The organism is Stenotrophomonas sp. TWI819, from assembly GCF_039673075.1.
GTDB classification, from domain to species: Bacteria; Pseudomonadota; Gammaproteobacteria; order Xanthomonadales; family Xanthomonadaceae; genus Stenotrophomonas; species Stenotrophomonas rhizophila_B.
Genome location: NZ_JBDJKY010000002.1, coordinates 464463 through 477664, shown reverse-complemented (window position 1 = coordinate 477664; position 13202 = coordinate 464463). Strand labels below are relative to the sequence as shown.

Sequence of the window (13202 nt, the reverse complement as noted above, 5' to 3'; positions counted from 1 at the left end):
ATGGCCCGGGCAATCGACGTGGGCGTAATGACGTTCGGTGGATTCGTATTCGACGTGTGCGGTCGAGATCGTGATGCCACGTGCCTTTTCTTCCGGCGCGGCGTCGATCGACGAGTAGTCCTTGAACTCACCGCCAAAGCGCTCGGCACCGATCTTGGTCAGTGCGGCGGTCAGCGTGGTCTTGCCGTGGTCAACGTGACCGATGGTGCCGACATTGACGTGCGGCTTGGTGCGCTCGAACTTACCCTTGGCCATGGCTGCTTATCTCGAAATCGTCTGAATTGGTAGCACTTAGATGGTGCTCACGAAAGGAATCGAACCTTCGACCTCCTCCTTACCAAGGAGGTGCTCTACCGACTGAGCTACGTGAGCGAGTTTTGTATTATGGCACGAATTTGAATATATTCAAATTCATTCAATGGAGCGGGAGACGGGGATCGAACCCGCACCATCAGCTTGGAAGGCTGAGGTTCTACCATTGAACTACTCCCGCATCGGAAGCTCTTGCCACAACATGAAACTGGTGGAGGGAGGTGGATTCGAACCACCGAAGGCGTAAGCCAGCAGATTTACAGTCTGCCCCCGTTGGCCGCTTGGGTATCCCTCCTTACCACCCTGTCCCGTGGCGCCGAAGCGTTTTCGGTGTGGGGTGGAAGAGCCGTGAATTTTGGGGATAAACGGGGGTTCTGTCAACAACCTTTTTGAATTTTTTCACACGAATCTGCAATTGCCTTGTCGGGACAGGCTATTGGCCTGGCAACGGCAGGGTTTCGCTGGCGAAGATCGCCACGTGTGGCACGCCATCGGCCCCGATCCAACCGCGATACATGCCCTGCGTGTTGAACGGCGTCGCTGCGCGACCGTCGGCGGAGAGCACAATCGCCCCGCCATCGCCGCCGAGTGCGGGAATGCGTTCGTTGATCACGGCACGCCCGGCCTCCACCGGCCCCTGCTTGAGGTACTGCATGCGGGCGCAGATATCGTGCGCGGCCGCCGTGCGGATGTAGTACTCACCCCAGCCCGTGCCCGACACAGCGCATCCCGCGTCCGCATAGGTGCCTGCGCCGATGATCGGTGAATCGCCGACGCGGCCATAGCGCTTGTTGGTCATTCCGCCAGTGGACGTCCCCGCGGCGAGCTTGCCGTCCTTGTCGAGTGCAACCGCGCCGACCGTACCGAAGTGGCGCGCCGTGTCCAGATCGGCGTGCGCCTGCCCACTGGCCTCTTCCTTCAGGGCGTTCTGCAGCTGCTCCCAGCGCTTGTCGGTGCGGAAGTAGGACGGATCCACCAGGGTCATGCCCTGGCTGCTGGCGAAGGCCTCCGCCCCCTGCCCCACCATCATCACGTGCGGCGAATGCTGCATCACCGCTTGGGCGAGCAGGATCGGGTTGCGCACACGCTGCACACCGGCCACCGCGCCGGCCTTGAGCGTGGCGCCATCCATCAGCGACGCATCCAGTTCATTGCGGCCATCGTGGGTGAACACCGCCCCCTTGCCTGCATTGAAGGTGGGATCGTCCTCGAGCACGGTGATCGCCGCGGTGACTGCCTCCAGTGCCGGCTTGCCAGCGGCCAGCGCGGCGTGGCCGTTCAACAAGGCCTGCTGCAAGGCAGCGCGCGCGGCCTTTTCCTCGGCTGGCGACAGGTCCTTGCGCTCCACCCCGGCCCCGCCATGGATCACCAGCACCGGCTCGGCCGCCGCAGCGCTGGCAGCCAAGGGGAGCGACAGATACAGCGAGAGCAGCAACCTGCTGGAACGGGACATGGGCAAGGCACTCGGAGGGGCGGATGCCCATCATGGCGACGGCAGCGCACCGTGGGTAGGGCGGGCGGGTTGAAGCGCGGAAACCGTTGTGGGCATTGACGAGCCTGAACAGAATGGGCCTGAAAGCGCTTCCACCCTGTGCCAGAGAAATTGGCAGTGGTCAACCCCGTGAAAAAGGCGTTAAATGCGCGCCGTCCATTCGCGAAATGTGAATGGGGGACAGGCCTCCCTCGAGGCCGACACTTTCTTCTCGAGAATTCTCATGCGTAAACAGGCGATGGCGTGGTCGATCCAGCTGGCGTTGATGGGTGTGGCCGCAACTGCGGGTGCCCAGACGCCCGCCCCCGGGGTGCAGCAACTGGATACGGTGCAGGTCACCGGCTCGCGCATTCCGCGCGCGCAGGTGGAGGGGCCAGCCCCGGTCACCGTCATCACTGCCGAGCAGATCCAGGCCAGTGGCTTCACCAGCGTGCCGGACGTGCTGCGCTCGATGACCCAGAACGGCGGTGAGACCCAGAGCCAGCAGTCCTCCAGCGGCGCGGACTTCTCCCCCGGTGCGCAGCAGGTGGACCTGCGCGGCCTTGGCCCCAACCACACCCTGGTGCTGGTCAACGGCCGCCGCATCGCCGATTTCCCGATGCCCTTCCAGGGCCGCAGCAACTTCACCGACGTTTCCAACATCCCGATCGGGATGATCGAGCGCATCGAAGTGCTGACCGGCAGCGCCTCGGCGATCTATGGCTCTGACGCGATCGCCGGCGTGGTCAACTTCATCCTGAAGAAGCAGGTGGATGGCACCACGGTCGACATGCGCATGGGCACCACCAGCGAAGGCGGTGGTGAGTCCTTCGACATGAGCATCGCCAGTGGCTTCGACGCCGGCCGTTTCAGCGCGGTCTACAGCCTGGAGCTGCAGTCGCAGACCCCGCTGTGGGCCTATGAGCGTGGCCAGCAGGATTCCACGCTGGACGCGCCGACCGAGAGCGCCCGTGCCCTGCGCCGCGCCTACCTGCGCACCGACTACAACGACGATTACCTCGATCCGGGCCAGGCCACCTGCGATGCGCTGGCCGGCCAGAACAACGGCAGCACCCAGTACGCCGAGCGTGCGCGGTATGGCTTCTACTGCGGCAGCGACCGCTCGATCGGCTACGGCACGATCCTGAGCAAGCGCCGCGGTGCCAATGGCTATGCCTCGCTGCGCTACGCGTTCGACAACGGCGCGGAATGGTTCGCCGATGTGCAGATGGGTTACCACGACCTGGCGCTGATGCGCGATGTCACCCAGTGGGGCCGCATGGCCGCCGACGGCAATGAGGACGGCTACTTCTACAACCAGGCCACCGACCAGGTGGAGTTCTGGCAGCGCCAGTTCTCCCCCGAGGAAATGGGCGGACTCGACAACGGCATGGTGCGCAGCACCCAGAAGACCTTCAGCGTGACCACCGGCTTCAAGGGCGCGCTCGGTGCGGACTGGGAATACGAGGCCTCGCTGAGCCATTCGCAGTACCAGTCCAGCATCCGCTGGCCGCAGATCATCGCCGCCAAGGCCAATGCGCTGTTCCTGGGCGAGCAGCTGGGCGAGTACACCGATGACGACGACAACGTGTTCCCGGTGTTCAACGCCGACCCGGCGCGCCTGTACCGGCCGCTGAGCCGCAGCGAGTACGATTCGATCGCCGCGCGCACCACCTATACCCCGAAGTCGCGCACCGAGACGGCCGCGCTGACCCTGACCAACGGCGAGCTGTTCGAGCTGCCGGGCGGCAAGGCCGGCTTCGCGGCGACCGCCGAGTTCGGCAATCAGTCCTACGCACTGAATCCGGACCCACTGGCGACGCAGTACTACTACTACAGCTGGAAGGATTCGGACGGCCACGGCAGCCGTAACCGCTGGGCGACCGCGGCCGAGCTGCGCCTGCCGCTGCATGACACGTTCAACGTCAGCCTGGCCGGCCGCTTCGACCAGTACCGTTACTCGGGCAACACCATCGGCAAGGCGACCTGGAGCGGTGGCCTGGAGTGGCGTCCGATCGATACGCTGCTGGTGCGCGGTTCCTACGGCACCGCCTTCCGCGCGCCGGACCTGCACTACGTGTATGCCGGCCCGGGCAACGATGAAACCAGTGCCAACGACTATTACGCCTGCGCGGTGGACGGCGGCGATGACTGCTCGGATTACGAAGAGAACCTGATCCGCACGCGCGAAGGCAACCGCCAGCTGGACCCGGAAACCAGTACCTCGTGGAGTGCTGGTTTTGTGTGGTCGCCGGCAGCGGGTCTGGATCTGTCGGTGGACTGGTTCGATATCGACATGCGCGACCAAGTGCAGGACATGGATGTGAGCACCATCCTGCGCGACGAGGCGGCCTGCCGCCTGGGCGACGCGGACGCGGCGTCGCCGACCTGCGTGGATGCGATCAGCCGGGTTACCCGCACCAGTGATGGCCGCCTGTATGGCGTGCACGTGAGCCCGATCAACATCGCGCGCGAAACGACCCGCGGCATCGATGTGGGCCTGCGCTACCGCCTGAGCACCGGGATCGGTGACTTCATCCTCAGCGGCAACCACACCTGGGTGAAGACGCACGATTTCCAGCAGTTTGACGGCGATGTGGTCGAGGACCAGTTCGCCATCAACAGCGGTTTCGACATTCCGCGCACCAAGACCAGTGCGAGCGTGACCTGGGAAAACGCGGCGTGGTCGGCCACGCTGTACGGCTCGCGCCTGGGCAAACTGCCCACCTACGACAGCTACGACCAGAGTTTCGATCCGGACAGCGGCGACAGCCCGTGGATCGGCGCGACGTACCGGTACAACGTGTCGTTGCAGTACCGCTTCGATGATCATTCGCGCCTGTCGCTGTCGGTGGTCAACATCGCCAACAAGCTGCCGCCGAAGGATGCGACGTATACGCCGTATCCGTATTACGACGTGTCCTGGTTCGACACCGTGGGCCGGACGATCAACCTGCAGTACACCCACAAGTTTGGCGGTACGGCACTTTAATCCGCCGCCACCATCGCATCGCTGACGGGCCCGCCATTGTGCGGGCCCGTTGGTTTTCACCCCGCTGAACCGCAGCCATGCGCTCGCGCCTCGGCGCACGGTTTTAGGGATCGACTGATGGGCCTGCCCGCCTTCGCTTCCTAGCATGCGCGCATGCACCGTCTTCTGCCCCGACGCTCCTCCCTTGACGCCCCGGTGGTGGCGGCCAACGTATTGCTGCGCTGGCTGTCGCTCTGCGTGCTGTTCTGCCTGATCGGCACCGCGGGGTTCTACCTGCTGGCGCAGCTGAGCGATGATGTCTCGGTGCATCGCCGCGACATGAATGCCGCCGCCTACCGCGCCCAGCTGTACTTCGATCATCGCGAGGCGCTGTTGAACTATCTCGTGGATTCGGTGGTGGAGTCCTCGCCGTCGATCCCAGCCTCCGCACTGCCCCGTCCCGCCAGCCGGGACGACAGCGAGGTCCAGCGCCTGCCGCTGGGAACGGGTCGTGATGGCCGCCAGCTCACTCTGCTGCTGTCCTCACGCGCCGAGCGGACGCTGGCCGAGTTCAGCGCACAGCTCATCCACGTCAGCGCCGATCCGGACGCGCCGCGTCAGTGGCTGCACGGCCAGCGGACCCCGGCAACGCCCCCGCCGGTCGAGCTGACGGCTTCCCTTCTACGCGCACATGCCCTCCGTGCGGCGCCTGGCACAAGCGTGTACTGGCTGAGTTCCGACCGGCCAGGGGGCACCCTCTACCTGTTTCGGGCCGCCGACGAAGCGCCCGATCCCACGAACTGGCTGGTGCTGGCGCTAGCGCCAGGCGCTGTGGCAAGCATGGTCAATGGACAAGGCATCGAGGATTTCCTCCTGCTCGACGGCCGTAGCAAGCCAGTACTCTCCAGCCGAGCGGACACCGGTCCACCCGCGACCTGGCTGTACGGCCAGCGCGACGATGCGTTCGCCTTCGTCTGGGCGCGTGGGCTGCCGCAGGGGCTGGCACTGATCAAGAGCATCGGCCAGGATGGCTGGCGGCTTGTCTACCACGTTCCCTCCACCCTGCTGCTGCGCGACCTGGCCGGACACGCCGCAGTGTCGCTGCTGCTGTGCCTGGCCGCTGTATGCGCGCTGCGTGTGCTCATCCGACGCATCGACCGCCAGCTGATCCAGCCGGCCCATCAGCAGCACCTGCAGCTGAGGGACAGCTTCGACTTCGGCAGCACCGTGATCGAAATGGCGCCGGTCGGCATGTGCGTGCTGCGCTGCCACGACGCCCAGGTGATGCTGGAGAACCAGTTGGCCCGCGACTGGCTCGGGAGCGATACCCGCACGGGCGATTGGACCGGCGCCTGGCGCTGCGCAAGCGGCCCTGCCCCCTGTCGTTCGCACCGGCGCGGAGTCGACTTCACGACCCGGGATGGACGGCAGCTGCAGGTACTGTCCGCGGCCACGCGGTACCACGGTGATGACGTACTGCTGTGCGTGTTCAACGACATCACGCGGCATCGCCAGATCCAGGCTGCACTGTCCGCCGCCAAGCAGGCCGCCGATGAAGCCAGCCAGGCCAAGAGCGCCTTCGTCGCCACCATGAGCCATGAGATCCGCACACCGCTGTACGGGGTCCTCGGCACGCTGGAACTGCTGGGCAACACGCCGTTGGATTCACGCCAGGCGCAGTACCTCAAGACCATCCAGCAGTCATCATCGGTACTGTTACAGCTGATCAGCGACATCCTGGATGTATCCAAGATCGAATCGGGCCAGCTGACCCTGGCCACCGTGGCGTTCTCGCCACTGGAACTGGCCGAAACCACGCTGCGTGCCTATGCCGCCGCCGCGGCGCGCAAGCAGCTGCAGATCGTGGTCTGCACCGATCCGCGGCTGCCGGCGCAGGTGACCGGGGATGCCGACCGGATCCGCCAGGTACTGGGAAACCTGCTCAGCAATGCGATCAAGTTCACCGACAGCGGACGCATCGTATTGCGGGTCAGGCTGCTCGCCTGCGAAGGCGGCACCGCCACCATGGGCTGGCAGGTCACCGACACCGGGATCGGTATCGCGGCCGCCGATCATCCCCGGCTGTTCGAGCCGTTCCGCCAGGCAGGTGCCCAGGGTCGCAACGATGGCACCGGACTGGGGCTGTCGATCAGCGACCACCTGGTGCGCCTGATGAACGGTGAAATGCGCCTGGTGAGCGAGCCCGGACTGGGGAGCAGCTTCACCGTGATCCTGCCGCTGGGCGTACAGGAGGGCACCCCGATCAACGCCGCCGCCGTGGATGACGGCCCAGCGCTGCTGCCGCACCCCCCGGTGTACGTGCGCTGCGCCATCACCGAGCTCACCGATAGCGCCTGTCAATGGCTGCAGCGCTGGGGCGCCACGGCACGACGCTACAGCGAGGACGCAACGGGTCCGATCGAACCGGGCGCGATCCTGCTTGACAGTGATCCGCGCGATGCCATTCCGGTCGAGTGGCCGGGCCCGCGCGTGGTCGCAACCGCCGACGGCGGCGACCCGGCCTGCGAGGATCCGATGCGCCCGGACCAGCTGACGGTCACCCTGCTCAGCATCCGTGCCATCGCCGATGCCGTGTTCCGCCTGCAACAGGGAAACCAGGTGACGGTCGCCACGTCGACACCGATCGTGTCTGCCCCGCTCGGACTGAGGGTGCTGGTTGCCGAGGACAATCCGATCAACCGGCTGATCCTCAAGGAGCAGCTGGAGACGCTGGGCTGCCACGTGGCGACCGCCTCCGATGGTCATGAGGCACTGGCCTGCTGCCGCGCCCAGCCCTTCGATGTGGTGTTGACCGACATCAACATGCCCGGCCTCGGCGGCCACGCGTTGACACGGCACCTGCGCCAGCAGGGTTACGCGATGCCCGTGATCGGCGCAACCGCCAATGCCACCCCTGACGAGCGCGAACGGTGCCTGGCCGAGGGCATGGATGACTACCTGGTGAAGCCGATCGATATCGCCACCCTCCGCCGTGCGCTGGGCGGATTGACCGCAGGAGCCACGGCATGAGCCACCAACGTGTACTGATTCTCGAAGACCAGGCCTTCCAGCGCGGGTTCCTCGCCAACATGTTCAACGCCGCACCCGGCGTCACCGTGGATACCTCGGGCGATGCCGCCGACGCGATAGAGATGTGCCACTGGCAGCGCTACGACCTGGTGGTGACGGACCTGATGATGCCAGGCGTGGATGGCATCCAGTTCATCCAGGCGCTGGCCGCACAGGAGCACAGGCCGATGCTGGCGCTGGTCAGCTCCGTGTCGCAGCGGATGATGGCCTCGGCGCGGCTGATGGCCGAGTCGCTGGGCATCACCGTGCTCGGTATCCTGCCCAAGCCGGTCTCGCCGGCCGACGTGCGTGAGCTGCTGGCACGGCTGGACGACGCCCGCAGTGGAGAAGGCCCCGCGCACGCGCCGGTCGAGGTACCGATCAAAGCAACCCGCGAACGCCTGCGCCGGGCGATCGATGACGGGGAGATCACCGCGTGGTTCCAGCCCAAGAAGTCGCTGGATTCCGGCCTGGTGGTGGCCGCCGAGGCGCTGGTGCGCTGGCGCCATCCCGAACATGGCACGCTGCAGGCTGGCCGCTTCCTGCCTCTGATCGAGCAGCACGGGCTCGAATCGGCGGTGCTGCGCCATATCCTCAAGGCCAGCATCCAGGCCCAGGCACGCTGGCGCGAGCAGGGATTCCGCATCCCGGTATCGATCAATCTGCCGCCTCACCTTCTGGAGCGAGGCAACCTGCCGGACGAACTGCTGGATCTGACTCTGCAACAGGGCGGCACACCGGCCGACCTGTGTTTTGAGCTGATGGAGAGCAGTACCACGCACCACGTCAGCGACTACTACGCCGGCGCGTGCCGCCTGCGCATGAAGGGCTTCGGGCTGGCCCAGGATGATTTTGGCCAGGGCTTGAGCACGGTGCACAACCTGGTCAGCACCCCCTTCACCGAGGTCAAGATCGACGGTGCCCTGGTCCGTGGGTGCGCGCGGGACCCCGCGTTGCACAGCGCGCTGGCGACGGTGATCGCGCTGGGCAGCAGATTGGGACTGAACATCGTCGCTGAAGGCGTGGAGACCGACGCCGAACTGGCTACGCTGCGCAAGCTGGGGTGCAACCAGGTCCAGGGCTTCCTGATTTCGCGGGCGATCCCGGCCGAGACGTTCGGCGCGCTGCTGGACCAGGAAAAGGCGGCGCACCGGCATACTGAGCTGGGCCAGCCGGGTGCACTGGCCCCGCGCTGAGGCGGTGTCCGCCCGCATTCACCACGTCGTCAAACCCTGCTCCGCATGCTTGGCGCGCGGTGCATGATCCAACGGGCAAGACGGCAGTGCGCTGCGGCCGGCGCCCTGAGCCACCATCACAGAGGGGACTTCCATGCCCGAGGCTGCACCCATCCGCCGACTCGCCCGCCGCTCCCTGCGCGTGCATGCGCTGCTGATCGGCGTCATCGTTCTGGCCACGGTGCAGGCAGGGCTGGTGCTGTCGACCACGCTGCAGCTGTTGAACGAAGAACAGGGCAAGGTGGACTTCCACTTCCGCCGGCTGAGTGGTGCGCTGCAGGAACAGGAACGCTTCATGCGGCGATGGCGTGCCCACGACCATGAGCGTGCGCCGGCACCGGGCGGGCCACCGGGCACGGTGCGCAGCGAGCCGCTGTCCCGTGTGCGTCAGTCAGATAGCGGGACGCTCGCGTTCATCCCCTTCTCGGTCCTGCACGACGACACGCCGCCGCCGACGTCCGCCGCGTCACTCGGTGTGCGGTTCTCCGGCTTCTATGGGGCGTTCTGGGCGGAATCGCTGTACCCCTCACCGCGCTGCCTGCTGGTCAGTGGCGAGGGAACCGCCGGGCTGCTGGTGCCCTTGACGGTCGATGACATCGATCCGGTGCGCCCCTCGTCGGCATCGTCGCAGGCGCTTCTGCACTACATCCACGCGGTAGCGGCCAGTGTGTCCTTGCAACGTGGTGATGTGCGCTGGTTCCAGCGCGACCCGGGCGACGGCAACAATCGCCTTCTCTCGATCGCGCAGGCGCCGCAGGACATCAGCGCATGGGGCGATGTGGACGCGGCGGCGATGCCAGCGATCGCATGCCTTCTGGACCTTTCGCGCCTCGATGCGCACCGTCAGATTCTCGGCGAGGCGATCTACGATGAGCTGTCCATCATCGACCCGAACGGCCGACCCGTGCACGGCCCTGCCCTGAACGGCGATGGCCGCGGCGCGGAGCGCAGCTTCACGCCAACGGGCGTGGTCTACCGCATGCGAACCAGTGACGGCTGGCAGGCGGTCTATCAGGTGCGGTGGGCGCGCCTGCTGAGCCATCCGCGCGGCCCCCTGATCGGCAGTGTGGTCGCCGCACTGTTGCTGGCCCTCGGTGGCGTGCTGGTGCTGCGCAGCTATCGGCGATCGGTACTGGTACCCCTACGCGAGAACCACGAACGTCTGTTGGAAAGCGAAGCGTTCAGCCGCACCGTGCTGGACGCCGCACCGATCGGCTTGTGCCTGCTGCGCCGTCGCGACGGACAGATGATTCTCGAAAACGCGCTGGTACGCAGCTGGCTGGGGGAAGACCAGGATGCACCCGGCTGGCACGGGGTGTGGCGCGACGACGCACTGGCCGACGCGGATGCGCAGCGGCCGGCCGCGCAACCGTACACCACGCCCGACGGACGCCACCTGTTGATCACCGCCACGGCCGCTCGCTACCGGGGCGAACCGGTGATGCTGTGCCTGTTCATCGATCTCACCGCTCAGCATGAGGCCGAACAGGTCCTGCAGCAGGCCCGGGTGGCGGCCGACCAGGCCAATCGTGCCAAAAGCCTGTTCCTGGCCACCATGAGCCATGAGATACGCACGCCGCTGTACGGGGTACTGGGAACGCTGGAGCTGCTCGGTCTGACGCCACTGGACAGCCGCCAGCAGGAATACGTGGGGACCATCCAGCGATCGTCATCGACCCTGATGCAGTTGATCAGCGACATCCTGGATGTCTCCAAGGCAGAGGCCGGCCAGCTGGTGCTGGAGCCGGTGGCGTTCTGCCCTGCCGGTCTGACCGAGGACGTCGTGCGCTCCTATGCGGGATCGGCCACGCGCAAGCGGCTGCAGCTGTATGCCTGCATCGACAGCAATGTCGCCGCGCTGGTCATCGGCGATGCCGCGCGGATCCGGCAGGTGCTCAACAACCTGATCAGCAACGCGATCAAGTTCACCGATGTGGGTCGCATCGTGGTACGTCTGCGTGGACTCAGCGAGCCGGGCGAGCTGCCGCAGCTGGGATGGCAGGTGGCCGACACGGGGATCGGCATCCAGCAGGAACACCAGCTCCGCCTCTTTGAACCGTTCTACCAGGCCAACCCGGCCACCGATGCGATGCGGGGAACCGGCCTGGGACTGGCGATCAGCGCCCATCTGCTGGAGCTGATGGACAGCGAACTGCGGGTGGTCAGCGACAGCGGGCTGGGCAGCAGCTTCAGCTTCGACCTGGCGCTGGCAGAGAGCCCCGAGCTGCCGGAGATCCGCCCCACGTTTGCGCAGCATCCTGCGGTTTACGTGCGCTCCTCAGTGCGCGAACTGGCCGAGAACCTGTGTGAGCGCCTGCGCCAGCGTGGCGCTGCGGCGCAGGTTTATCACCGCGAATCGGCACAGAATTTCAACCCGGAGACCGCCATGCTCGACGCTGTTCTGGACGAGCCCGTTCCGGACTGGCCCGGACCCCACGTCGTGGCCAGGACAGATGGCGGCGACCACCCCGAGCTGATCGACGGACGATGGGACGTGGCGTTGCACAACCTGGATGCGATCGTGGATGCGCTGCTGATGGCTGGCGGTGATGACGCACCGCTTTGCGTACCGGCGCCCGCACCGCAGTTCCGCCGTCTGGGACTGCACGTGCTGGTCGCCGAGGACAATCCCATCAACCAGATGATCCTGCGCGAGCAGCTGGAACAGCTCGGCTGCTACGCCGTGGTCGCAAGCGATGGCGACGAAGCCTTGGGTTACTGGACGCAGCGCCGGTTCGACGCCGTGCTGACCGATGTGAACATGCCGCATATCGACGGGTACGCCCTCACCCGCCAGCTGCGTGCCAAGGGCGTGCGTGTCCCGATCATCGGTGCGACCGCCAACGCGGCGCCCGAAGAGCGTGAGCGCTGCCGCAGCGCAGGCATGGACAGCTGCCTGGTGAAGCCGATTTCGCTCCAGGCGCTGTATCGCCAATTGAGCGGCGTGGTTGAGCGGGAGCCCCCGATCACGGCCGATGCTTCACCAGGTCACGATATGCCGGGCGATACCATCCTCGTCCCCGGCCATCTGCGTGCACTCTTTCTGACCACCATGCGCAGCGACCTGCGTGAGCTGTCCCACGCGATACAGGCTCGTGACGCCGTCGCGGCGGGACAGATGCTGCATCGCATCCGGGGCGCATTGGTTATGGTGTCGGCACAGCCGTTGGTCGACGCTGCCGAGGCGATCGAAGATAGACTCGCCGCAGGTGCCGCAGGTGCCGCGGTGGACGCGTGCGGTGCGTTCCTGGCGCGCCTGGAACACGCATTGGTGCGACTGGAAGGCTCGCCGCCGGGAACCCTGGATGTCCCTTGATTGCTACTACCGGTGCCGAGAACACGCATGCAGACCAAGATCGTCATTGCCGATGACCACCCGATCGTTCTGGCGGGTATCCGCGATGTGATCGAACGGGACCCGCGCCTGCAGGTGGTGGGTCAAGCGCAGAACCCCACCGCGCTGGTCGAGCTGATGCAGACGCTCGGTCCGGACATCGTGATTTCCGATTACAACATGCCAGGCGATGACACGCTGGGCGATGGCATCAAGTTGATCTCGTATCTCGACCGCAACTTTCCAGACACGCGCATCCTGATCCTGACCATGGTCTCCAATCCGTCGATCATCGCCGAGATGTACCGGGCCGGTGCGAGTGGCGTGGTACGTAAAAGCGGCGATCTCAAGGAACTCAACGTCGCCCTCGCCTCATTGCTGGCGCAGCGCATCTACCGCTCGCCGGACCTGCCTCGCGAGGACGCTCTGCCCGCGACAGGCGATGCATCGTCGGCGTCATTGCTGTCGCCGCGCGAGTTCGAAGTCATCCGGTTGTTTGCCAACGGCCAGAGTGTGGGCGACATCGCAAGGCGCCTGAATCGCAGCAGCAAAACCGTCAGCACCCAGAAGGTCAGCGCGATGCGCAAGCTGGGCGCCAAGACCGACCAGGAGCTGATCACCTTCTGCCTGGCCTCGGACCTGTTCAACTGAGCCGCGAAGGCCGGTGACGGCCGGGGGCACCGCCCGCGCAGACATGCGGCAACTGACTGGCGGCCCAATCCCAGCGCCTGCCTGAAGCAGTTTAAGGATCGCCTGATGTCAGCAGCGGCACCCACTGCCTAGCCTGTGCATACCGGTGGCGCAACGGTC

General features: G+C 65.9%; 7 protein-coding genes and 3 tRNA genes. 5 read left to right on the top strand and 5 right to left on the bottom strand.

Features of this window, described 5'->3' with window-relative positions; genetic code table 11:
• The 5 genes from ABE463_RS04750 to ABE463_RS04730 all read right to left on the bottom strand — a co-directional run.
• The coding region (locus tag ABE463_RS04750) for a GTP-binding protein (protein WP_346464516.1) at positions 1–255 on the bottom strand (255 nt) is incomplete at its 3' end.
• Positions 256–296: 41 nt separating this feature from the next.
• Positions 297–372: transfer RNA gene (locus tag ABE463_RS04745), tRNA-Thr, on the bottom strand.
• A gap of 47 nt (positions 373–419) precedes the next feature.
• A tRNA-Gly gene (locus ABE463_RS04740) sits at positions 420–493 on the bottom strand.
• A 28-nt stretch (positions 494–521) separates the two neighbouring features.
• Positions 522–607 (bottom strand) — tRNA-Tyr (locus ABE463_RS04735).
• A 138-nt stretch (positions 608–745) separates the two neighbouring features.
• Positions 746–1765, bottom strand: coding sequence for an isoaspartyl peptidase/L-asparaginase (locus ABE463_RS04730; protein WP_346467407.1), 1020 nt, complete (start codon positions 1763–1765; stop codon positions 746–748).
• Positions 1766–2027: 262 nt separating this feature from the next.
• On the opposite strand from ABE463_RS04730, the gene ABE463_RS04725 reads away from it, so the two are divergent.
• From ABE463_RS04725 to ABE463_RS04705, 5 genes are all read left to right on the top strand, one after another.
• Positions 2028–4775 (top strand): TonB-dependent receptor, encoded by a 2748-nt coding sequence (locus ABE463_RS04725; protein ID WP_259262122.1) that lies wholly within the window; start codon positions 2028–2030, stop codon positions 4773–4775.
• Between the two features lie 153 nt (positions 4776–4928).
• Positions 4929–7784: a response regulator gene (locus ABE463_RS04720; protein ID WP_346467406.1), complete on the top strand. Its 2856-nt coding sequence runs from the start codon at positions 4929–4931 to the stop codon at positions 7782–7784.
• On the top strand, positions 7781–9019 hold the full coding sequence (locus ABE463_RS04715) for an EAL domain-containing response regulator (protein ID WP_259262124.1): 1239 nt from the start codon (positions 7781–7783) through the stop codon (positions 9017–9019). The genes ABE463_RS04720 and ABE463_RS04715 overlap by 4 nt, the downstream gene beginning before the upstream one ends.
• Before the next feature lie 133 nt (positions 9020–9152).
• Positions 9153–12374 carry a response regulator gene (locus tag ABE463_RS04710; protein ID WP_346467405.1) on the top strand — a complete coding sequence of 1074 codons (3222 nt, stop codon included), beginning with the start codon at positions 9153–9155 and terminating at the stop codon, positions 12372–12374.
• A gap of 27 nt (positions 12375–12401) precedes the next feature.
• On the top strand, positions 12402–13043 hold the full coding sequence (locus ABE463_RS04705; RefSeq protein ID WP_346467404.1) for a response regulator transcription factor: 642 nt from the start codon (positions 12402–12404) through the stop codon (positions 13041–13043).
• The last annotated feature ends 159 nt before the right edge of the window (positions 13044–13202 follow it).